The 23,729-nt window shown below is 50.0% G+C and carries 16 protein-coding genes; 11 read left to right on the top strand and 5 right to left on the bottom strand.

Annotation, left to right across the window (positions count from 1 at the left end; translation table 11 throughout):
• The first annotated feature begins 14 nt into the window (after positions 1-14).
• From NST99_RS19500 to NST99_RS19485, 4 genes are all read left to right on the top strand, one after another.
• Positions 15-1,367, top strand: a complete 1,353-nt coding sequence (locus NST99_RS19500; RefSeq protein ID WP_341093900.1) for an ABC transporter substrate-binding protein — start codon at positions 15-17, stop codon at positions 1,365-1,367.
• A 362-nt stretch (positions 1,368-1,729) separates the two neighbouring features.
• Complete coding sequence (locus NST99_RS19495; protein WP_341093899.1) at positions 1,730-3,085, top strand: ABC transporter substrate-binding protein; 1,356 nt, start codon at positions 1,730-1,732, stop codon at positions 3,083-3,085.
• An 84-nt stretch (positions 3,086-3,169) separates the two neighbouring features.
• Positions 3,170-4,102: a carbohydrate ABC transporter permease gene (locus NST99_RS19490; protein ID WP_052092152.1), complete on the top strand. Its 933-nt coding sequence runs from the start codon at positions 3,170-3,172 to the stop codon at positions 4,100-4,102.
• A 1-nt stretch (position 4,103) separates the two neighbouring features.
• Positions 4,104-4,940, top strand: a complete 837-nt coding sequence (locus tag NST99_RS19485; protein WP_341093897.1) for a carbohydrate ABC transporter permease — start codon at positions 4,104-4,106, stop codon at positions 4,938-4,940.
• A gap of 31 nt (positions 4,941-4,971) precedes the next feature.
• On the opposite strand, the gene NST99_RS19480 is transcribed toward NST99_RS19485, so the two are convergent.
• Together NST99_RS19480 and NST99_RS19475 are read right to left on the bottom strand one after the other, a co-directional pair.
• Positions 4,972-5,340 carry a cupin gene (locus NST99_RS19480; RefSeq protein WP_341093896.1) on the bottom strand — a complete coding sequence of 123 codons (369 nt, stop codon included), beginning with the start codon at positions 5,338-5,340 and terminating at the stop codon, positions 4,972-4,974.
• 24 nt (positions 5,341-5,364) lie between these two features.
• Entirely contained in the window at positions 5,365-6,303 is a 939-nt protein-coding gene (locus tag NST99_RS19475) for an AraC family transcriptional regulator (RefSeq protein ID WP_341093895.1), read from the bottom strand.
• Positions 6,304-6,479: 176 nt separating this feature from the next.
• Here NST99_RS19475 and NST99_RS19470 point away from each other — a divergent pair, with 176 nt between their 5' ends.
• The 3 genes from NST99_RS19470 to NST99_RS19460 all read left to right on the top strand — a co-directional run bounded on the left by NST99_RS19470 (position 6,480) and on the right by NST99_RS19460 (position 11,093).
• Positions 6,480-8,591 (top strand): glycoside hydrolase family 52 protein, encoded by a 2,112-nt coding sequence (locus tag NST99_RS19470; protein ID WP_341093894.1) that lies wholly within the window; start codon positions 6,480-6,482, stop codon positions 8,589-8,591.
• Between the two features lie 217 nt (positions 8,592-8,808).
• Positions 8,809-9,177 (top strand): BlaI/MecI/CopY family transcriptional regulator, encoded by a 369-nt coding sequence (locus tag NST99_RS19465; protein ID WP_445744976.1) that lies wholly within the window; start codon positions 8,809-8,811, stop codon positions 9,175-9,177.
• Positions 9,174-11,093 (top strand): M56 family metallopeptidase, encoded by a 1,920-nt coding sequence (locus NST99_RS19460; protein ID WP_341093893.1) that lies wholly within the window; start codon positions 9,174-9,176, stop codon positions 11,091-11,093. Before NST99_RS19465 ends, NST99_RS19460 begins: the two co-directional genes overlap by 4 nt.
• Before the next feature lie 82 nt (positions 11,094-11,175).
• On the opposite strand, the gene NST99_RS19455 is transcribed toward NST99_RS19460, so the two are convergent.
• Complete coding sequence (locus tag NST99_RS19455) at positions 11,176-12,282, bottom strand: glycoside hydrolase family 88 protein (RefSeq protein ID WP_341093892.1); 1,107 nt, start codon at positions 12,280-12,282, stop codon at positions 11,176-11,178.
• A 246-nt stretch (positions 12,283-12,528) separates the two neighbouring features.
• Between NST99_RS19455 and NST99_RS19450 the strand changes: the two genes are divergently transcribed.
• Positions 12,529-13,980 (top strand): glycosyl hydrolase family 28 protein, encoded by a 1,452-nt coding sequence (locus tag NST99_RS19450; protein WP_341093890.1) that lies wholly within the window; start codon positions 12,529-12,531, stop codon positions 13,978-13,980.
• Here the strand turns inward: NST99_RS19450 and NST99_RS19445 are convergent.
• The gene (locus NST99_RS19445) at positions 13,977-14,834 is read right to left on the bottom strand and encodes an AraC family transcriptional regulator (RefSeq protein ID WP_341093889.1); all 858 of its coding nucleotides are present in this window, start codon (positions 14,832-14,834) and stop codon (positions 13,977-13,979) included. The two genes, NST99_RS19450 and NST99_RS19445, sit on opposite strands and share 4 nt — an antisense overlap.
• Positions 14,835-14,970: 136 nt before the next feature.
• Here NST99_RS19445 and NST99_RS19440 point away from each other — a divergent pair, with 136 nt between their 5' ends.
• The gene (locus NST99_RS19440; RefSeq protein WP_341093888.1) at positions 14,971-16,560 is read left to right on the top strand and encodes a glycoside hydrolase family 43 protein; all 1,590 of its coding nucleotides are present in this window, start codon (positions 14,971-14,973) and stop codon (positions 16,558-16,560) included.
• 34 nt (positions 16,561-16,594) lie between these two features.
• Positions 16,595-18,028: a DUF5605 domain-containing protein gene (locus NST99_RS19435; RefSeq protein WP_341093887.1), complete on the top strand. Its 1,434-nt coding sequence runs from the start codon at positions 16,595-16,597 to the stop codon at positions 18,026-18,028.
• Between the two features lie 289 nt (positions 18,029-18,317).
• On the opposite strand, the gene NST99_RS19430 is transcribed toward NST99_RS19435, so the two are convergent.
• The gene (locus NST99_RS19430; RefSeq protein ID WP_341093886.1) at positions 18,318-18,512 is read right to left on the bottom strand and encodes a hypothetical protein; all 195 of its coding nucleotides are present in this window, start codon (positions 18,510-18,512) and stop codon (positions 18,318-18,320) included.
• Between the two features lie 458 nt (positions 18,513-18,970).
• Here NST99_RS19430 and NST99_RS19425 point away from each other — a divergent pair, with 458 nt between their 5' ends.
• Positions 18,971-23,725, top strand: coding sequence for a LamG-like jellyroll fold domain-containing protein (locus NST99_RS19425; protein ID WP_341097700.1), 4,755 nt, complete (start codon positions 18,971-18,973; stop codon positions 23,723-23,725).
• Positions 23,726-23,729 lie beyond the last annotated feature (4 nt).

Raw genomic sequence — 23,729 nt, 5'->3', positions numbered from 1 at the left:
GGAGGTCCCTGCTTATGTTCTGTAAAAAAATGTTTAACCTGCTGTCTTTACTGCTGCTAATGACCACCGGCATTCTGACAGCTTGTGAAAGTAATCATGGCTATAACGGTAATTCTGCGAATCATGGGGCTGACGTTACAGGAGCTGACGATGCTGAAGCAGAGAGCGGGAGAAAGGTTCAATTCAGCATCGCTTATGCAGCCGGTGACCCGGCAACCAGACAGGCTATTGCGGCGGCGATCAAAAGCTACATGCAGCTCTATCCCCATGTGATGATCAACGATGTTGCCGAGATGTCCTCAAACGCTTACCTGGATTGGCTGAAAATCAAGGATGCGGTGGGCGAGTTTCCGGATTTGGTTGAAATGCGTGATACCGAAGCCTTTGCTGCTGCCGACAAAATTGTCCCGCTGCCGTCCGATTTAGTGGAACTGTTCGATCACCCGCCGCAGGTAGAGGGCAAGGTCTGGAACGCACCGCTTTTCATAAACATGCCAGAAGGGATTATCTATAGTAAAAAAGCCTATGCCGCTGCCGGGATTACCGGGCTGCCGGCAACTTACGATGAATTCCTGGACATCCAGGAAAAGCTGAAATCGAGCGGCATTACTCCCCTGGTTGTCGGCGGTAAGGATATATTCCACATGGGCTTCTGGGTGAATAAATTTCTGATTGATGAGGTGTACGCCAAGGACCCGGACTGGAACTCCAAGCGTACTGCGGGAATCGTCAGCTTCACAGATGATAATGTGATTCAGGCGATGAGTGATTTTAAGGATCTGTTCACTAATTATGTGAATAAAGACTGGCTCAGCACCGGAGATAACGAGACGGCTTCCATTCTCGTATCCGGCAAGGCGGCACAGCTCTTCTCCGGAACCTGGATGTTCTCGCAGATAGAGGAGGCTGATCCAAGCTTCGAATATGGCTTTTATGCTGTACCAGACCGTAAAGGCAACATAAATATTGTGGGACTGCCGTCTCCCTCAGGCTGGTCCTTGTCGGCGGAAGCCGCAGGTGACCCTGACAAAAGAGAGGCGATTAAAGACTTTATCCGGTTTTTCTTTGCCCCCGAACAATATTCCTCCTTCCTGGCCCGGCTGAACGTGATTCCCTCAACCACAGACAAGATTACCTATAATACGGGTGAACAAATGAAGGCAGCTCTGGACCTGATCAAGGATCCGAAGGTGATCAAATCACTGAAGATCAACAACTGGTGGGGCAGCAATCTTATCCCTCAGCAGTTCCGCAACTGGTACTACAAGCTGCTGCAGGAGATGGTAGTGAAGGGGGGCAGCGTAAGAGATTATATGAAGCTAGCGGATGCAGAATACGACAGGCAGGTAAAGGAAAACCAGCCTTAATAAGGGCAAGTATCTTGAAGAAACTTGATTATAAAGTAGCCTATTTATACAGACGGAGGTCCCCGGACCTCTGTTTTTTTGAGTTTTTTGGGAATGGACCAGCCATTGCTGCTTGGTTATTTCTCTTAAATTTACCGCACATGAGCCTTAAGAAACTTCATTCTAACCCGAATCGGCGGGTGCTATGCTAGTAGCAAGGAAACGCTTTCGAAAAGATGATGCGCACATCAAACCCCAGTTTCCAGTCTGAAGCCTACTTCCGGTTCCACAGCAGGTTCCAAAATTCATAGTCAGTTTTGTACGAAGGTACGAAGTGTTTTCCTGTAATGATGCTAACAAAATATTAGGGGGTTGTCCTACAGATGATTACAAAAACAATGACAAAGCTGTCTGTGACGCTGCTCGCTGCAACGGCTATCCTGTCGGCTTGCGGCAGCAACAACAATAATAACGGGAATGCCAATACCGGTGATAAGTCGGCGGCATCCAATGCTCCGAGCGCGGCAGCGACGGATACGAAGAAAGAGGTTAGTTTCACCATCGGATACGCCGCCGGTGATCCTGCAACGAAACAGGCGATTGCCAATTCGGTCAAAGCCTTTATGGCAGCTAATCCGAATGTGAAGATTAAAGATCTCAGCGAAACGACCTCCGCCGCTTATCTCGATTGGCTGAAAACCAAAGATGCGGTAGGCGAATTCCCGGATTTGGTGGAAATGCGTGATACCGAGGTATTTGCCGATGCCGGAAAAATTGTCGAGCTGCCAACCGACCTGCTGGATTTATTCGATAATCCTCCGCAAGTAGAAGGCAAGGTCTGGAACGCTCCTCTGTCCGTCAACGTGCCACAAGGCATTATTTACAGCAAAAAAGCTTATACCGATGCCGGAATTACTGAACTCCCCAAAACCTATGATGAGTTCCTGGCGATCCAGGAAAAGCTGAAATCTGGCGGAATCACCCCGCTGGTGGTTGGCGGTAAGGATATTTTCCACATGGGCTTCTGGGTGAATAAATTCCTGATCGACGATGTGTATTCAAAGGATCCGGATTGGAACTCCAAACGTACGGCCAAAACAGTCAGCTTTACAGATGCCAATGTGGTTAAGGCCATGACGGATTTTAAAGACCTGTTCAAGAATTACGTCGACAAGGGCTGGCTAAGCACCGGTGACAACCAGACGGCATCTATTCTGGTCTCCGGCAAAGCCGCTCAGCTCTACTCCGGCACATGGATGTTCTCACAAATTAAAGAGGCCGATCCAAACTTCGATTTCGGGTTCTATGCGATTCCTGACCGCGAAGGCAAAGTGAACGTAATTGGCCTTCCGTCACCTGCCGGCTGGTCTCTGTCCGCTGAAGCCGCCAAAGACGCCGACAAAACACAAGCCATTAAAGACTTTATCCGTTTCTTCTTTGCACCTGAACAATATTCACCGTATCTGGCCAGCGTCAATGCCATTCCATCCACTAAAGAGAAGGTAACCTACGAGACGGGCGAGCAAATGAAGATAGCCCTGGATTTGATTGCTGATCCTAACGTTACCAAATCCCTGGCGATCAACAACTGGTGGGGGGATAACCAGATTCCGCCGCAGTTCCGCAACTGGTACTATAAATTGCTGCAGGATTTGGTTGTGAATGATGAAGATGTAGCTAGTTATATGAAACAAGCCGATACAGAATACGATGCACAAGTGAAGGCTAACCAACAGTAAAGAAAGAGCGTCCGGAAGAGGAGTGCCTTCGTATAAGGTGAACCACTCCTCTTCACCGGCGCATCTCCGGGAGGGAGAGTAACTATGGCTACAGCAATAGAGAGAGCAGACAAGCCGCTGGCGGCAGCCGTTCCGAAGAAAAAGAAGAAGTGGCAGTCCTACGCATTCATGTTTATTTTGCCATCATTTTTGATTTATACATTGTTCGTTATTGTTCCTACTGTAGGAAGTATATATTTAAGCTTCACCTCATGGGATGGCATCAGCGAAGATGTGAGGTACATCGGGTTCGCTAACTTTGTGGAAATCTGGCATAGCCCCCGCGTTCACAACGCGCTGAAGAATACTTTGCTTATGACGGTCAGCCTGGTCGTGCTGGAGAATATCGCCGCTATTGCCTTGGCCATTCTCGTAGATAAAGTGCGCTGGTTCCGCAATCTGTTCAGAAGTATTTTTTATTTCCCTACTCTGCTCAGCGGGATTGTAATGGGGTTTGTCTGGGCCATGATTTTGAATTACAACTTTGGTGTGTTTAATCAGATTCTGGATAGTGTCGGGCTGGGAAGCTGGATGGTAGACTGGCTCGGGAATCCGAAGTATGCGATGATTTCGATCATTTTGTCCACGGTGTGGAAAGGCGCGGGGTATTACATGATCATCTATCTGGCAGGGCTGCAAGGCATTCCTGCTGAGCTGAATGAAGCGGCAAGCATTGACGGTGCGAACGGCTGGCAGCAATTCCGCCACATTACCTTCCCGCTGTTAGCCGGATCGATGACCGTATGTATGGTGCTCTCCATGATCAGTGCGCTGAAGATTTTTGATCAGATTGCAGTAATGACCGATGGGGGCCCCGGCTTTGATACCGAGACATTGACCTATATTATTTATAAAGTCGGCTTTGGCGAACTAAGGCAGGGCTTTGGTACGGCGCTGGCAATGGTGCTGTTCCTGATCATTATGATTATTACGGTCATCCAGGTTAAATTCCTCCGGAAACGTGAGGTGCAGATGTAATATGACGATTCATACGAAAAAAAGACTCTGGGAGATTTCCCTGTTTATTGTAACGCTGCTGCTGGCGATCATTTTCTTTTTCCCGATCTTCTTTAACCTGATGTCTGCCTTTAAAAGCAACGCTGAAATCATGAAGGATGCCATTGCGTTCCCTAAGGGATTATATCTGGACAGCTTTAAATATCTGCTCACAGAAACCGAATTTCCCCGGGCGATCCTGAACAGTCTGATTCTAACACTGGTTTCGATCGTTGCTCAGGTCTTGATCATTCCTATGGCAGGTTACGCCATCGAACGCAGAAATGTCCGCTGGACCAAATTTATGTTCCTGTATTTCCTGGCCGGGATGATGATTCCGTTTCAGGCATACATGATCCCTTTGTTCAAAGAGCTGAGAATGTTCGGGTTGTACGGAAGTCTTGCCGGTCCGATTCTGGTCTATGTGGCCGGGGCCGTCGGCTTTGGCTGCCTGCTCTACACCAGCTTCGTCAAAGGCATTCCGCAGGAAATTGAGGAAGCGGCAGAGATTGACGGCTGCTCCCGTTACGGGATTTTTTGGAAAATTGTCTTCCCGCTTATGGGACCGGTTACGGCAAGCATGGTTGTGCTTAACGGTCTGGGGATCTGGAATGATTTTCTGCTGCCGATGCTCGTGCTTCCTTCAGGCGAAGCCAAAACGATGGTCGTGGAAATCTACCGCTATATCGGTGAATTTTCCTCCCGCTGGGATATGATTTTTGCCGGAACGGCGATGTCCGTTGTGCCTGTGCTGATTGTTTTTGTATCGCTGCAAAAGTATTTTGTTAAAGGTATCGCCGCAGGCGCTACCAAAGGTTAAGCATAAATATATTGTTGAGGCTGCCCCTAGATCACAGGGGGCGGCCTTGCTGCATTTTCATAAATGCTTCCGGATTTAACGTCTCACTTTCAATAACAATCGCGGTTAATCCGGTATCTGTTCTGGTTTCATGCCATTCGTCTTTCTCCCAGAATACTGCATCCCAGGCCTGCACCGGGACATATTCTGCTGCTTCTCCCCGGACATATCCTTCTCCTTCTATGATCAGCAGCAGCTGCGGCACAACGGCTTGGTGATAACCGATTACGCCATTCTCTTGTAGATGCATACATCCGATATGGGCAGCCTGTTCGGTTTGTACAATACGCGACATTATAAAATTTGAATTGAAAGCCGTAATGGACTTACCGCTCTCTTTGGCAAAGCTGTATATCTTCATATGATCCTCCCGGTTCCCTGATGTTTAGCTTGATTTATCGTTTGACAGCTTAGGATCAGCTGTAAGCCTGCGGTAGCCCATTGGAGGCAGACCGGTCCAGCGCTTAAATTGTTTGCTGAAATGGGAGACGTCGCGATAACCGAGCCGATGGGCAATCGCTTCGACGGACAGGCTGTTGTCAAGCAGCAGCAGCTTGGCATGGCGGATAATCAGATCGGAGAGATATTGTCTCGGAGACATCCCGTAGATCTGGCGGAAGGCCCGGTTGCAGTGATTCGGGCTATAACCCAGCTGTGCTGCGATGCCTTCAATACCGTCGCCACGGCTGCCTGTAGCTTCTGCCGTGAAGACGGATTCCTGCAACAGGCCTTCGATGGCATTCGCCAGGGCAACGGTATTCTCCGTGACTCCCGGAAGTGCGCTTCCAGAAGCAACAGGCATTTCGGCCAAGACCCAGCCGCTGAGTGCGGTGAATAGCTGCAATGAGGCGTTCAGTATCATTAACCGGTTCAACTGCGAATCGCTGGCTTCGGAGAGAATCACCCTGCTGATGATAATGTCCAGCGCGGAACGGATAGACCGCAGCTCCGGGCTGCTCCCGCTGAGACTGACCGTATCCATCGTCATTAGGGAACGCCGCAGAATCAGATCATCAATATCAAAATGCAGGCAGAAATAAGTCATTTCATTGCCGGAATCCGCGCCGAGGCTGGAATGCTGTACACCGGGGCGGATGAATAGAATATCTCCGCTTTCCTGAACATAAGAGCGGCCGCCGACCGTCATTTGCTGCCTGCCCTGCAGAACTATATTGATTTCAAACATTGGGTGGGTATGTACTGGATACTGCCACTGCGTATTTACTTTGCGCCAGTGGGCGGCAAAAATATGAAAAGCTGCCTGGATGTCCGGAGACATCCGGCCGTCCAGGGAATGCTGAATGCCGGGATCATTTGACTTCATTGCCATCCTCATTTTCGAATAGAATATGGGTTTATTATAGCATAGCTTGCTCCAGGCGATTGATTTGCCCAAATAATAGGCGGCTTTGGCCCTGTCGCACCCAGGGCGGCATAGATAACATAGAGATAGAGCCCGGCCGCCGCCGGGAATCAGCCTGGAGGGAGTGTTTTTACGATATGCCGCAGAATCAGTTTTTCAACGCCCATCATTCACCGATCGGCTCTTTTGCCAGCTTTACATTAGGATTTAAGGGTGCGGGAGGCGGCTTTGATCTGGAAGCCGGGAAGCCGCCCAGACAGAATATATTTATCGGACTGCAGCGGAAGGATGGCAGCGGCTTTGATACACTGCCGTTTCACGAGCATGACGGGGAGGATGAGAGCAAGCGCTACGATATCGAGAATCCTGATCCTAAACCGTCTAAACCGCGGATCCTCTTTCCGTTTGCGGACGGGGAAATTGTCCGGGATTTCAAGCTGACTACAGACAGCTGGCAGGTCGGTGATTTGACCTTCCGCATTTATTCGCCGGTGCGGTCCGTGCCGGACCCCGAGACGGCCTCAGAAGAAGAGTTGAAGGGGATTTTGCTGCCGGCGCTGCTGGTGGAATTTGAAGTAGATAACACTGCCGGTGAAGTTGAGCGGCGTGCATTCTTTGGCTTCCAGGGCAACGATCCCTATAGTGCGATGAGAAGACTGGATGACTGCTCCGCAGAGCTTGCCGGTGTCGGGCAAGGAAGATTTGTGGCGATTGCCGCAGAGCAGGGAACGGCAAGGTCGGCCATGCATTTCAAATTGGAGGATATTCTGCTGTCGGAGCTGGAGGAGAACTGGACCTTTGGCCTTGGCCGGGTAGGAGCTCTTGTCATGGATGTTCCGCCTGGCGTCCGGAAGACCTACCGTTTCGCTGTCAGCTTCCACCGGTCAGGTTACGTTACCTCCGGTATGGATGCTTCCTATTACTACAACCGCTATTTCAACAATGTGGAGTCCGTGGCTGAATATGCGTTGTCGCATTTTGATGAATTGAAGCAGCAGGCGCTGCAGGCGAACAGCCTTCTGGAAAATACAGGCCTTAGTAGGGATCAGACCTTTATGCTGGCTCACGCTATCCGCAGCTATTACGGCTCGACGCAGCTGCTGGACTACAAGGGCAAGCCGTTCTGGATCGTAAATGAAGGCGAATACCGGATGATGAACACCTTCGACCTTACCGTCGATCAGCTGTTCTATGAACTGAAGATGAATCCATGGACGGTGCGCAACGAGCTGGATATGTTCGTGGACAGATTCAGCTACGTCGATACGGTCCGCTTCCCTGGCGACCAAACGGAGTACCCTGGAGGTCTCAGCTTTACCCATGATATGGGGGTGGCAAATGCTGTATCACGTCCTGGCTATTCCGCCTATGAGATGTACGGCATTGACGGCTGCTTCTCGCATATGACTCATGAACAGCTGGTCAACTGGGTTCTTACGTCGGCCGTCTACCTGGAGCATACAGGCGATCTTTCCTGGATGGAGCGGAATCTGACTGTGCTGGAGAGCTGCCTGCAAAGTATGCTGAACCGTGATCATCCGGACCCGGAGCAAAGGAACGGAATTATGGGCCTCGACAGCTCGCGCACAATGGGTGGTGCCGAAATTACCACCTATGACAGCCTGGATGTTTCGCTTGGCCAGGCCCGCAACAACATCTATCTCGCCGGGAAGTGCTGGGCGGCTTATCTGGCCATGGAGAAGATTTTCCGGGAGAATGGAAACACAGAACTGTCAGAAACAGCCGGAGTTCAAGCGGAACGCTGCGCAGCAACGATTGTTGCCAGCGTGACAGAAGAGGGTTATATCCCGGCAGTGATTGGGGAAGGGAATGATTCGAAGATCATCCCGGCTATTGAAGGTCTGGTCTTCCCGTATTTCACAGGCTGCAAGGAAGCACTGGAACGCGGAGGCCGGTTCGGCGCTTATATCGCGGCATTGGAGCGGCATCTCGAGGCGGTTCTTGTGCAGGGTGTCTGCCTGTTCGAGAACGGCGGCTGGAAAATCTCCTCCACCAGCAACAACAGCTGGCTGAGCAAAGTGTATCTCTGCCAATTCATCGCCAGACAAATTCTTGGGCTGGAATGGAGTGAAGCCGGCCGGGAAGCGGACCGGGCGCATGTGGAATGGCTCACACATCCGCAGCTTTCCATCTGGAGCTGGAGCGACCAGATTATCTCCGGGGAAATTACCGGCAGCAAATATTACCCTCGCGGGGTAACAGCTATCCTATGGCTGGATGAACAATAAGCAGAGGGCTCCTGCAACAAGCGGGTACCTGATATAGAGAAACACCAGAATAAGCGGTTTCTCCGGTTAGATCATGACCGGGGAACCGTTTTTGTTATTTTGAGATTAGGAAATCCTGTAAGAGAAAAAATATTTAGAAACTACTGTAATAGTCTTGATTATTGTAGACGATCGTAGTAGTATGGTGTTACAAACTATTGCAATAGTCTGAAAGGAGATGATCCACATTCAAATTAAACTTTTTGACTCTGAGCTCAAAGTCATGGATGTTTTATGGAAGGAAGGCACCATAACCGCCAAGAAGCTTGCTGAAATCCTGAGTGAGCAGGTGGGCTGGAACAAGAACACCACCTACACCGTAATCAAAAAATGTATCGACAAGGGCGCCATAGAACGGCTTGAACCTAATTTCCTCTGCCGGGCTATTCTTCCTAAAGAACAGGTACAGGAACAAGAAACGGCTGAATTGATTAACAAGGTCTTTGACGGCTCCACAGAGCTGCTGTTTGCTTCTCTTTTGAACACGAAAAAACTATCCGCTAATGAAATTGCCAGACTCAAGCAGCTAGTGGAGCAACTGAAATGAGCTGGCTTATGGATGTTTTTCAAATGAGCCTTACTGCGGCTGTACTCATTATTGCGATCGTGGTTGTTCGTGCATTGACCTTGCATAAGCTGCCGAAGAAAACGTTTCTTGTACTTTGGGGCGTGGTGCTCTGCCGCTTGCTTATTCCGTTCTCGATCCCGTCTACCTTCAGCTTCTACACAGGCTTAGATAGGCTGGAACGGGTATTGAAGACAACATCATCAACCCCGCCTCCTGCAGAAGCAACAAGAACCTTACATTATGTGAATTTTTCTGGGACAGCGGAGTCCATTGGAAATGTCACGTCTTCGGTACCAGCATCGGCACCAGCACCAGCATCCATTTCACTCCTTACGGTCATTGGGCTGCTGGGAATGTGTGCCTTTGCCCTGTTTTTTATCGTGACCTATATTAAATGCCGCAGAGAATTTCAAACCTCTTTGCCGGTCGGGAATGATTTCGCCGCTCGATGGCTGCAGGAACATCCCCTGCGCCGGCAGGTACAAATCAGGCAATCGGATAAAATCAAAGCGCCATTAACCTATGGGGTTTTTCAGCCTGTAATTCTCATGCCTAAAGATATGGATTGGACCGATGAAACGCGGCTGCGGTATATTTTCACCCATGAATTTGTGCATATCCGGCGTTTTGATGCTCTGACAAAGCTGGTGTTGACATTTGCCCTGTGTCTGCACTGGTTCAATCCTATGGTGTGGGTGATGTATATCCTGGTCAATCGTGATATTGAACTCTCCTGTGATGAAACCGTTGTGAGGACATTCGGAGAACCCATAAAAGCGGCGTATGCCATGACGCTGATTGGGATGGAGGAGAAGAAAAGCAAGGCGACTCCGTTATTTAACAGCTTCAGTAAAAATTCAATTGAAGAGAGGATTATCGCGATTATGAAAATGAAAAAAACGACAGTCTTTGGATCTGCTGCGGCATTGCTGCTGATTGCGGGTACCGTCACTGCTTTTGCAACCAGTGCGGCTAAGCCTGTTTCCGGCAGTGGTTTTGAAGAGAATTCGATGGCGGTTTATGAACCCTACGGCCTGGTCTATGATGCTAAAAGCCATGAGTTAATGTATCAAAATGAAGAAGTCCGTGATTTCTTTGATGAACAGGCGGGAGTCGGCCAGTCCATGATGGATGGAACAGTAGATGTATATGCAGTCTATAAGAATGGCAAACTGGCCGGTATCAAAAAGCGGAGCACGGAAGAGTTCAGCAAGACAACAGCCGAGAAGGAAGCATTGCAGAAGGAGTTCGCAGAGAAAAGAAAGGAACTCGGTATTGCGGACAATGAAGACTTCGCCTATTCGGATGATTCTGAGGGTGAGGCAGGTGCAACGGGTCAGTCGTCTGGTACTGCTTATTCCTATAGCGATGAAACTGGGGCAGTTCAAATCAGCACCGATGACGGGAAAACGTGGACGAGTGAAGAAGCCTATGAACAAGCAAATCCAAAGCCAAAGGTTGTATGGTGGACCTATGAAGAATATAAAGCATGGCTTGCGGAAGAAAAGAAATCGCTGCAATCCATCATTGGCGGAAAAGGCTGGAATCCGACCGATGGCTGGTATGAATGGACACCTGAGAAGGTTAATAAGGCCATAGCCATGTATGAGGGGATATTGGAGGATATTAAGAAGGGGGTAAAGGTTTCAAAATCGGTGGATGGAAAAGATGACATGATATTGTCGTATAACCCTGGAGAAATAGAGGTATCTACAGCTCACGAAATGACAATTTCCGATGACAACGGGAATACATCAGACATCGGTCCCTATGATACCAAAGAAGAATTGCTGGCTGCAATAAAGCTTTATTGCGAGAGACAGGTGAAAGCTGGAAAGTTAACTCCAATAGAAGCTGAAAAACTGATCAGCGAAGCTAATGCACAGCATCAATAGACTTATTAGTGTCAATAAGAAACGCCTTGTCCTCTTAGGGAGAGCAAGGCGTTTTTTATGGTCACATGCTTCATTCTCAAGCTTAGAAAATGCGATGTTTCCATCCGTTCAATTTCGAGACAGCTTCCACATAGTAGTAGTCTCCATAAATCAGTGACACGTCGATGAAGGAGGTTCCGCTGCCCGTACCGTGCAGCAAAATGGCTTCATGCTCCGGCTGGTCCCAGGTGGCGTAGTTCTCTGTCAGCGAGCGCAAGATCCGTTCTGCAGCATTAGCGTAAAGTCTCTTCTCACCGGGCGGAACAACTTCAGCGAGTTCCAGCAATCCGGAGGCAGCGATGGATGCAGCCGAGCTGTCTCTGAACATCCGCTTGTCATCCTCCAAACGGAAATCCCAATATGGCACCTGATCCTCAGGCAATGCCGCGATGAAATAATGGGCAATCCGCTTGGCCGTATCCAGAAAACGCTCATCCCCGGTGTGGCGGTAAGTGTTGATGAAGCCATAAAGTCCCCAGGCTGCCCCGCGGCTCCAGCAGGATTCGGCGGAATAGCCCTGCCCGCCAAAGTTCCCGATGTATTCTCCGGTTTCCGCATCGAAGGAAAGAATATGTTTGGTCGATCCGTCTTCATTGACGCCATATTTCATCGCCGTTTCGGCATGGCTCACAGCAATATGCTTGTACCGCGGATCGCCGCTGACCTTGCTCGCCCAGAACAGCAGAGAGATATTCAGCATGCAGTCGATAATCACCCAGCCGTATTTATCCTCATTCCACGCACGGATGAATTTGCCCACCGGATTGTAGCGTGCAGCGAGGAAATTGGCGGCTTCAAGTCCTCTGCGCAGCCCATCCTCATCTCCGGTCAAAGTATGCTTAATTACGGCTGTCGGCAGAAATTGAAAACCTACATCATGATGTAATTCAACGGTCGGTTTAACAAACCATTCCTCAAGTGTGGCGTCCCAATGCCAGGCGGCTTCCTTGTACAGGTCCTTTCCGGTCATATCATGCATAATCCACAGGAGGCCCGGCCAAAAGCCCGTCGTCCACCAGTCTGAGCCGATATCGTCAAATTTGCCGTCTGCTCCGGCGAAATGAGGACATTTGCCGCCGATTTGCTCCACCATGCGCGTTACCTTTGTATCGAGTCTGTCCATGACTTCCTGCCAATACGTTTTACTCATTGCGATTCCTCCATTGGATTAGATGTGCCCCCAGTATATCGCTATCCGTACGGTCAAAGTTGTGATTTGATATTCGAAAATATCGAAATATTGTCATGATCATAGCTGGATAAAGACCACTCGCGAATCCCACAACTGCTGCTAAAGCGACAAAATACAAACATTTTCTTATAACGTTGCCAAACTTTTGTGCAGTCCCTGAACTTTATAATATAAATAGGAAAATTACAGGGGGGACTCAGGTCAATGAACCAAGTGCAAATCTATAACGCTCCCAATAACATACCGCTCAGGGAGGATTTCAGGGTTAAGGTTCGTCCGGTTGGAGGGGAATGGCAGCCGCTTTTGATTTACGAGGTCAAAGTGGACATGCATCAGGTCCGCCAGGCATCGCTCGCTTTTTTTGATCTGCAGGGTATGGCTGAAGTGGAAATTACATGCCTCTATACAGAAATTACTCATGTGAACATTGCTCCGGCAGCAAGAAATATCAAATTTGAGCAGGATGGCCGCAAACTCACTTTCCTGTTGTATGGCCCGCAAAAGCTTTCGGTGGAAATTAACGGCGACCGTTTCCGTAATCTGCATCTGTTCGCGAATGAGCAGGAGGAAAATGTGCCTCAGCCTGGGTGTGCCAACGTGCACCTGATTCAGCCGGGGATTCACCGGACCCCTGATCTGTTAAGCCTGCTCGCAACGGCCAGAGAGGCCGAAGGCGGAATGCCGCAAACACTCTATTTTGCATCAGGCACCCATTACATCGAAGAAACGGTATTTCCGGTGCCCTCAGGAACGACCGTATATCTTGCCGGAGGGTCAGTCCTAGTAGGTTCACTGGTGTGTGAAGGAGTAGAGGATGTAACCATCCACGGGCGGGGTGTCATTTATTTGGCGGACTTCCACCGGTTTTCGGCTTTTCGCGGTGTGCGAATTGTCTTCTCGCAACGGGTGAATGTGGAAGGAATTACCGTCATTGATCCGCCGCATTACAGTGTGTTTATCGGGCAGTCTGCTAAGATTTCGATCAACAACCTGAAGTCATTCAGCACACGGGGCTGGAGCGACGGAATCGACATCATGGCGAGCAGCGATATTGACATCCGTGATGTCTTCATGCGGAATTCCGACGACTGCATCGCCATTTACGGCTCCAGATGGGATTTCTATGGAGACAGCCGGGACATTAGTGTACGGGACTCCATTCTATGGGCCGATGTGGCTCATCCGCTGATGATTGGCACCCATGGAGATCACCGGCGGAGCGGGGATTTGATCGAGAACATTGTGTTCGAGAATATCGATATTCTGGAGCATCATGAACCTCAGGAGAATTATTGGGGAGCATTGGCTATTAATGCCGGGGACCGCAATACGGTGCGGAATATCCTGTATAGCGATATCAGGGTGGAGCGGATTGAGCAGGGTCAGCTGCTGGATCTGCGTGTGGTGATGAACAAGGATTACAATCCGGAACCGGGCTCGGGCATCGAAAATATTACGTTCCGCAATGTACGCTTCGACGGCGCTGACATCCAACCTTCCCGTATTTATGGATACGATGGAAAACGGGGCGTAGACGGTGTATCATTTATCAATTTGCAGATCAATGGCGAAGTGATAGGAGAGGCGCGCACAGACCTAATGCTGATCAATGAATATGCGCGCAATATTGTTTTTGTGAGCGAAGATACCCGTTAGTTACTCTTCCGGTATTTTAGGGGAGTGGTGCCGAGGACTCTTTTGAACAGCTGGTTGAAATAGGAGGCATTCGGGAAACCGACCGTGATACCGATCTGCTCCACAGGCATGTCCGTTGTGCTGAGCAGGCGGCAGGCTTGCTTGATCCGCCGGGCGGTCAGATAGTCGACCAGGCGGCTTCCCGTTTCCTGGTGGAAGATCCGCGAGACATAAGACTTCGACAAATGGGTCTCCGCTGCGAGCTGCTCGAGGTTCACCTCTTCCTGGTAATGCTCCTCGATCCAGTTCATGATCTGCTCGGAATAGCGGAGATTCCGCCGTTCCTCCGGTTGGATCAACATGTTGCCGCCGGTTCCCAGGCAGCTCAGTAATTGCGTAAGCAGCATTGTAATATCCTCGGAATCTTCCACTGGGGAATGGGTCCGGCACTGATCATACTGGTTATAAATCCATTGTATGGCCTCATTCTGACTGCCGAGATCAAATCCGCAATAGGTGTTCTTGCCCTGCCATAAGGCAGAGAAGAGCGCCTTGCGCTTGGGGAAGTACTTCAGCAGATTCTCGGCGGTATGCGGATCCACATAGAAAATGCTGCGCACAAATGGGTATTCCGCAGAGACCTCCGAATAAATCCGGTGCAGCTGATAAGGCTGGAAAAAAAACAGCATGCCGGAGCGGATATCGTACATTTGCTGATTGACGACAACATTGCCCTGACCGCTGTGGATATACATGATCTCGCAGCACTGGTGCCAGTGGTAGTAGCCCTTGTAATAGTCATCAGTGTATAGCTGATAGTCCCAGATTAGCGACTTGTGATCCGTGAAAATAACAGGTTCGAATAGCTGCTTCATAGTTCCTCCATCATGACAAAATACAAACATTTTATAATAACTCATTATAACTTTCAACCGCTGCAAGCGCTACGATATTAACTGTAAATCCAAAATTTAAATAGACAATTCTATCATCCCTGGAGGTTTAGAATTTATGGCGCAACCGATTGTGAATCCGGTATTGACCGGTTTTCATCCCGATCCGTCCTTTTTACGGGTTGGGGATGATTATTATATTGCTACATCCACCTTTGAATGGTTCCCGGGTGTTGAGATCCACCATTCACGTGATCTGATTCACTGGCACTCGCTTACCCGTGTGCTGACGGAGTCTTCGCAGGTTGATCTGCGCGGCAACGTAAGTTCTGGTTCCATTTGGGCACCGGCGCTTTCATTTGATAACGGGTTGTATTATCTGCTGTTTACGGATGTGAAATCCCGCAAGAGCGTGTATAAGGATCTGCATAACTACCTCATTACAGCGCCCGATATTAGGGGGCCATGGAGTGAGCCGGTCCGGCTGAACGGCAGCGGATTTGATCCCTTTCTGTTCCATGATACAGACGGCCGGAAATGGCTGCTTAATATGCGCTGGGATTTCCGCAAGAGCCACAGCAATTTCTCCGGCATTATTATGCAGGAATATGATCTCTCAACCGGTAAGCTGACCGGTCCGGTGCACGAAATCTATAATGGGACACCGACCGGTGTTACGGAAGGTCCACAATTGTACAAACGTAATGGTTATTACTATCTGCTTGTTGCTGAAGGCGGCACAGGTGTGAACCATATGGTCACCATGGCGAGAAGCCGCTGCTTGACCGGACCCTATGAAACAGATCCCGATTATCCGATAATGACGACCGCCCATGATCTGACCTATCCCTTCCAGCAGGCCGGTCATGGGTCACTGGTGGAAACACAAAATGGCGAATGGTATATGGCCCATTTGTGCACACGGCCGATTCCCGGGACGGGGACGATGAATCCGCTCGGCAGGGAGACGGCGATCCAGCACTGTGTATGGACCGAAGACGGTTGGCTGCGGCTGGCGCATGGCGGGAAGCTGCCTGCTCTTGTGACAGAGGCGCCGGATCTGCCGCCGCATCCCTTTGAATCGTTGCCGGAACGTGATGAGTTCGATAGCGAAGAGCTAGGGTATCCCTATCAGGGACTTCGTATTCCTTTTGATCCTTCATGGGTCAGCTTGACGGAGCGTCCGGGTTTTCTGCGTCTGACTGGCAGAGAATCGCTGGCTTCCCTGCATAATCAGAGTCTAGTCGCCCGCCCGATCCAGCATTTTGCCTGCAGGGTGTCCACTTGTATGGAGTTTAGTCCTGTTAGCATGATGGAAATGGCGGGACTGGTACTTTATTACGATGACAGTGACTATTATTATTTGCGGGTGACGGCCGATGAGATCCGCGGCGTGAGCCTTGGCGTTGTGCTGTGCAGAGCCGGTAAATACGATGAAATCTCCTCCATGCAAATCTCGGTGAAGGATTGGGAGCGCTATTATCTCAAGGCAGAGATCAACGGGCGGGATATCGTGTTCTATGCTTCCCCGGACGGGGAGGTTTGGACAGCGATGTGCACACCGCTTGATTTCGGCACACTTTCCGATGAATATGGCGGCAAACTCGGGTTCACCGGCTCCTATGCAGGAGTCTGCGCTCAGGACCTGGACCAGCAGAGTAAAAAGGCGTATTTTGACTTTTTTGAATATAAAGCACTGGAAGGATAATGGCGCAGGTAATAAGAGGAAATGGGGCTTGTGAATGAAACAGGAAGCTGAACGCTGGGGTTTGTTTGAATTGGAGCTGAACGGGCCTTGCAGCGGCAATCCATTTGTGGATGTTGACCTGACCGCCGAGTTTAAATACAACAACCGCGTGCTCCGGCCAGATGGTTTCTATGATGGCGAAGGACGCTATAAAGTCCGTTTCATGCCTGACACCGTGGGGACTTGGACATATATAACCCGCTGCAACATCGCGGAGCTGGATGGTATCAGTGGAGAATTTGTCTGCGTGGAAGCTGGAGAAGGTAACCATGGGCCGGTACGTGTGAGCAATCAATATCATTTTGCCTATGCGGATGGCTCACCACATTTTTCCTTCGGCACCACTTGCTATGCCTGGACTCATCAGAGGGAAGAACTGCAGGAACAGACCCTGGCAACGCTGAAGTCCGGGCCGTTCAATAAAATCCGCATGTGCATTTTCCCCAAGCATTATGACTATAATCTGGTTGATCCAGCGGACTATGCTTTTCAGGGCTCTGTATCCGGGGGCTGGGACTTCCGCAGATTTAATCACGTCTTTTTTGCCAATCTGGAGCGGCGTATTCTGGATTTGCAGCAGCTGGGGATTGAGGCGGATATTATTCTTTTCCATCCGTATGACCGCTGGGGTTTCTCCTCAATGGACCGTGAAAGTGATGACTTCTATTTGCGTTATGTCGTTGCACGGCTGGCGGCTTTCCGGAATATTTGGTGGTCGATGGCCAATGAACATGATCTGATGCGGGCGAAAAAAACGGAAGACTGGGATCATTATTTTCAGCTGGTGCAGGAGCTTGATCCATACCAGCATTTGCGTTCCAATCATAACTGGCAGGGCTTCTATGATCACGGCAAACCGTGGGTGACTCATTGCAGTATTCAGCATCCTGATCTTCTGCGGGTCAAGGAATGGCGCAATACCTACCGCAAGCCGGTACTTGTTGATGAATGTTGTTATGAGGGCAATATCAACCATGACTGGGGCAATATCACAGCCCAGGAGCTAGTGCGGCGTTTTTGGGAGGCGGCGGTGCGGGGCGGATATGCCGGACATGGCGAAACCTATGTGCATCCCGGCGATATTTTATGGTGGTCTCATGGGGGAGAACTTCACGGGGACAGTGCCGAGCGGATCTCCTTCCTCCGCAGTATCATGGAGGAGGGACCTGAAGAGGGTATCGACCCGCTCCCCATGCCCATGCTGGATGGAGGTGCAGGGAAGGCAGGCGAATATTATCTCTATTATTACGGCAATCAGCGGCCGGCTTATAAGAAGCTGATTTTGCCACCCGATCATGATTACCGGCTTGAAATTATCGATACGTGGAATATGACCATCACTGCTGTGCAGGAGCTAGTAAGAGGAGACTACCGCATCGAGCTGCCTAATAAGCAATATATGGCCTTACGGATTACTGTAGTGAATTAGCCCAAGGACCTCCATTGCTTGCGGTAAGTAAGCGGAGTGCAGTCTTCGCATTTTTTGGATTCTGTACATGGATAGTTATCAAAGAAGCCTGCATGCGCATTTGTGCTTGCAGGTTTTTTTAAAAGATAAGAATTTATATGCTTCACGCTATAAATTATCCTTCTATTTCTCGCTGAAACGGATACCGTCCTTTTGAGGACGGCGAAGCCGTTTCCACTTGTAGTGACAATATAAATGATCCCGTTATCATTTAATGCCGACTCGATCTATAATAGTCATCGGTTTTTGCTTATTTCTTCGATGAATCCTTTAACTGCCGGATCTCTTTCTGCCGCTGTTCGTACCGCTTGAGAATATTCGGTATTGCCTCCTCACGTGCCTTTTGAAGCCGTTCCTCTGCCAGAAGCTCCAGCTGTTCTTTCTGCTCCGGGCTTACCTTGTACACATTCGCCGTGATGACCCCGGTTGTTTCAAACTTTGACACGAACTTCCACCTCCACATTTTGGCTTTCGTTAGTGTTCTTATTGTATCATAAGCACTCCCTCGTCAACGACTCCTGTAGCAGTGATATACATTCGTTTGCTAGCCTGAAGCTTATCACAGCGTTTCATTTCATATTTTTTATTTTGCTGAAGTTTATAATCAACATAAATATAAAACGATTTATTTTAATATAAAATTCTAATTGACTAATTGTCGATTGTACCGTTAAAATAAAACCGTTCAAGCCGACTTATGATATTTTAGTTTTAATTTATCTAAAATAAACTAAACCTTACGGCAGAACATTTTTTTAATGACTACATGAAAGCGTTTTATTTGTAGGTGATAAAAGGGGAGGTGCCGCATACCAGAAAGTAGTCCGCTAATTTCCTGATATTGTAATCGCAAGGCCAGGCATGACTATTTTTTAGAATCGGAGGATCTCACATTTGAACAAGATGACTGGCAAGCTAACGTCTTCGTTTCTTGCGCTGCTGCTGCTTGTACCTTCGCCGATCATGGCGGCTTCCGGGACTGTGAACGATAACAGCAAGGCGGGGCAGCTTACCGCCAAAATCTCAGCGCCTGACTATACAGGCCACTGGGCACAGGATGATTTTCAGACATGGGTAGATAATGGTCTGCTCACGGGTTATGGGAACGGTGTTTATAAACCGGAGCAGAACATCACCCGTGCAGAGTGGGTTTCACTTGTAGGCAGAGTCTTTAATCTGCTGACTCTGAGCGAGAGCAGGTTTAGTGATGTTGCGGAAGGAAGCGTTTATTATAACGATGTTATGAAAGCGGTATCAGCCGGTTTTTTGTCGGGTTACAGCGACGGAACCTTCCGTCCCAACCAAACGGTCAGCCGTCAGGAAGCGGCCGTGATGCTGTACCGGTTGTTCCAGCTTGATGCTTCGGCCGCTGCTACAGCGCCGAAGGATGCCGCGGAGCTGCCGGAGTGGAGCAGGGAAGCTGTACTTACTTTGCTGGGAGACGGTTTCCTCAGCGGGTATGAGGATGGCAGCATTAAGGGGAAACGAGCGGTAACGAGAGCTGAGGCACTACGGTTAATCAGTAAGCTGTCCGGGAAAATCATCCTTAAGAGCGGAACCTACAGCGATTTGACTGCCCGGAATGTTATTGTCAGCACCGCCGGAGTGGAGCTCAAGAACGCCAGCATTGCGGGCAACTTGTATCTCACCGAAGGCATTGCTGAAGGGGACATTACCCTCGACAACGTAAAGGTCGAAGGCAAAATAGTTGTCACTGGCGGCGGTGAAAACAGCGTTGTCATGAGCAATTCAACGGCTTCCAGGCTGGTGGTGAACAAAAAGAACGGGAAGCTGCGCGTCATAGCCAAAGGCAGCAGCTCTGTAACGGACGTCATTGTTCAGTCCGGCGTCAAGCTTGAGGAGGATGCAGCTGCAACCGGGACGGGCTTCAGTAAAATTACAGTGGAACAGACGTTGTCCAAAAATTCGGTGGTACAGCTTAGCGGCAGCTTCGACTCGGTAGTCGTGAATGCACTGGGTGAGCCGACATTGGTATTAAACAGAGGCAGCATCACGGACATGACGCTTAACGGTAAGACGGGACTGCGTGTGGAAGCGGGCACAGAGATCAAAAATCTGAAGGTCGGCGTGAAGGAGCAGATTACTGTCCAAGGCAGCGGCAAAGTGATTTTTGACCCGGCCTACAGTTCCCTGATCAAGCTGGAAACACCAGCGGCAACGGCAACGGCTACGGCGACTGCGGGCAGCTGGGGAGGGACCCCGATATCACCGACAGCGACACCAAGTCCGATGCCAAGTGCGACACCAAGTGTGACACCAACGCCGTCACCAACGGCGACACCGGTGGTTTCGCCGGAAGCGACCGCGCCGGTGTTCAGCAATGTATCTGTGCATGATCCCTCAGTTGTGAAGGACGGCGATACGTATTATGTCTTCGGTTCGCATATCGAGGCGGCTGAGTCGCAAGATTTGATGAATTGGAGCACTTTCACCAACGGCTATAAAACGCCGGATAATGTACTCTACGGTGATCTTTCCGCGAATCTGGCGGAATCCTTCGCCTGGGCCGGGGAGAACGATTCCGACAGCAAAGGCGGTTTCTCCGTTTGGGCACCTGATGTTTTCTGGAATACGGACTATGTAAACGAGGATGGAACCAAGGGCGCTTATATGATGTATTATTCCACTTCCTCCACCTATATTCGTTCAGCCATTGGCTACGCCGTTTCGCAAAATATTAAAGGACCTTACACCTACGGGGGAACCGTGCTGTATTCCGGCTTCACGGCAGGCGAAGCTTATGATACGAACAGTGATGTTAACAAAAAATGGACGAATACCAACATTCAGGCGCTGATAGATGATGGAACACTGGAGGCAATGAATCCGGCCTGGTTTAATACCGACGGTACGTATAACAATAAAATGTACACAAACGCCATTGACCCTACGCTGTTCTATGACAAGGACGGCAAGCTGTGGATGACCTACGGATCATGGTCGGGCGGGATTTTCGTGCTGGAGGTTGATCCTGCAACCGGGGGGCCAAAGTATCCCGGAGAAGACGGGATGACAGCGGACGGCAGAATCATCGACCGCTATTTTGGAACCAAAATCTCGGGAGGCAATTATAAATCCGGTGAAGGCCCGTATGTAATGTTCGACAAAAAGACTGACTACTACTATCTGTATGTAACCTATGGCGGTCTTGCGGCAGATGGCGGCTACAGTATGCGGCAGTTCCGTTCGAGCAGCCCAAGCGGACCTTACAAGGATGCAGCAGGGCAGGATGCTGTGCTCACCACAGATGGTGACCACTCGGCATACGGCAACAAGCTGCTGGGCAACTTCCTGTTCACCAACGTGAATGGCGATCCGGAATTCCCGGTCTATGGCTATGTCTCATCCGGTCACAATTCGGTATATTACGATGAAGACAGCGGGAAGACGTTTAACTTCTTCCATACCCGGTTCCCTTACCGGGGCGAAGCTCATGAGCTTCGCGTACATCAGATGTTTATGAACGAGGACGGCTGGCCGGTGGCCGCGCCGCACCGTTATTCCGGCGAAACTATCGGCAAAGTAGCGGCGGAAGACATTGCCGGTGCCTACCAGTTTATCAACCATGGCAAGGATATCAGTGCCAAAATTAAATCAAGCGTTGGTATTGAACTCCTGGCAGACGGAACCATTACAGGACCGGTGACCGGGACCTGGAAACTGAAAGACGATTATTATGCTGATCTGCTCATCAACGAGACACAGAACGGCACTGCCGTTAAACGGCTGTACAAAGGTGTATTCGTCAAGCTGTGGGATTCCACGCGCCAAGATCATGTCATGTCCTTCACCGCCATGTCAGATCAAGGTGTTGCCGTCTGGGGCAGTGCGCTGGAAACACTAAGCGATGAGCAACTGGTGGCTAATGCTACAAGCGGCCTGACACTTGGCAACACAAGTAAAGTGTACAAGGATCTAACCCTGCCGAGCGAAGGTGTACGCGGTATTGTGATTTCCTGGTCTTCGTCCAATGAAGCCATTGTTGGAAATGACGGGAAGGTAACACGGCCGGAGGCCGGCAGCGGTGACACGTCTGTGGAATTGACAGCTACGATTCGGCTTGGCAATGCGACTGCTACCAAAACCTTCACAGTAGGTGTTGTAGCACTTAGCGGCAGTCAACTGGAGGATGGTTTAGTTGGCGCTTATGACTTTGAGGGCAATCTCAAGGAAAGCGGCGGACGGCTTGAAGCGGGGACGGTAACGGGGGAGCGGGTGAACAACACCGGCGGTACGGTCACTTATGTAAGCGGTGAAGACGGACAGGCAGCACAATTAGATGGCAGCTCCGGCATCCGTTTGCCAAACGGTCTGATTTCCGGAAGCTCCTATACCGTGGGCATGTGGCTGAATCCGGATGAATTGACGGCCTTTACGCCTGCGTTCTTCGGAGCGGAGTCCGATACGAACTGGATCAGTCTGCTTCCATACGGCAACGGTGTCGCAACCACCCGGCTGTGGTTTGGCAGCGAGGCCTGGATGGATGCGGATACGGGCCTGCAGATTAAGGCAGGTGTATGGTCTCACGTGGCCTTTACCTACGATGCCGGTACAGTCAAAATGTATGTGAATGGTGTGCTGAAATCGACGAAAAGCGGATTTACCAACGTATTTACAGATGATTCCGGCGTGTTTGCCCTCGGCGTCAACTATTGGGATATCCCGTACAAAGGTCTGGTTGACAAGTTCCGGGTCTATGAAAAAGCATTGTCAGAGGAAGCCGTGGGCTGGCTGGTGAATGGTGAGCCGGAAACGGATACGAAGGTGACCTCGATATCCTTCGGTACAGCAGTTCAACAAGTAGCTGTAGGCAACAGTTATACCCCGGTGGTCAGCATACTGCCTGCCAATGCCGGCAACCAGCAGCTGGAGTGGAGCTCAAGCACTCCCGAAGTCGCAGTTGTCGATGCAGTTACAGGTGTAGTAACGGCTCTGAAGGTCGGGGATGCAAGTATTACTGCAAAGGCGACAGATGGCAGCACGGTTACGTCCAGCTATCAAGTGAAGGTTACAGACGGGAAAATAGCCTATTATGCGTTTGACGGCAATTTGCAGGATTCGCTGCAGCTGTCTGCGGCGGGCAAGGTAACTGGTGACAAAGTGGACAGTGCAACGGTCGGCAGTATTACCTATGGGACAGGTGTTGCCGGACAGGCGGCTGTCTTCGATGGTGCATCCGGGATCCGGCTGCCTGACGGGCTTTTGAACAGCAGCACCTACTCTGTCTCCATGTGGTTAAATCCTGCGCAGCTGACGGATTTCACTACCGCCTTTTTCGGTGCAAGCACCACGGACAGCTGGATCAGCCTGGTCTTGCAAAATGCCGGCGGACAGACGCTGCTGTGGTCAGGAACGGCCTGGTATGATGCTTTGACCGGTCTGCTAATCCCGCTGAATGAGTGGACACATGTCGCTTTTACAGTGCGTGAAGGTGAAGTCAAAGTGTACATCAACGGATCGGAGAAATTCTCCGGCACGGGTTTCCCGGATGTGTTTACCAATAAGAATGCCGTGTTTACTTTGGGCATTAATTACTGGAATCCACCGTTCAAAGGATTAATCGACGAACTGAAGGTCTATAGCAATACGCTTTCGGCGGAAGACGTGCTGGCAGAGTACATTCTGAACAGTATTTAGAAAT

Origin of the sequence: Paenibacillus sp. FSL L8-0470, assembly GCF_038008625.1 — a bacterium.
Taxonomy (GTDB): domain Bacteria; phylum Bacillota; class Bacilli; order Paenibacillales; family Paenibacillaceae; genus Paenibacillus_AQ.
Note: the sequence above shows the minus strand (reverse complement) of the source record. Positions and strands in the feature narration are given on the sequence as shown.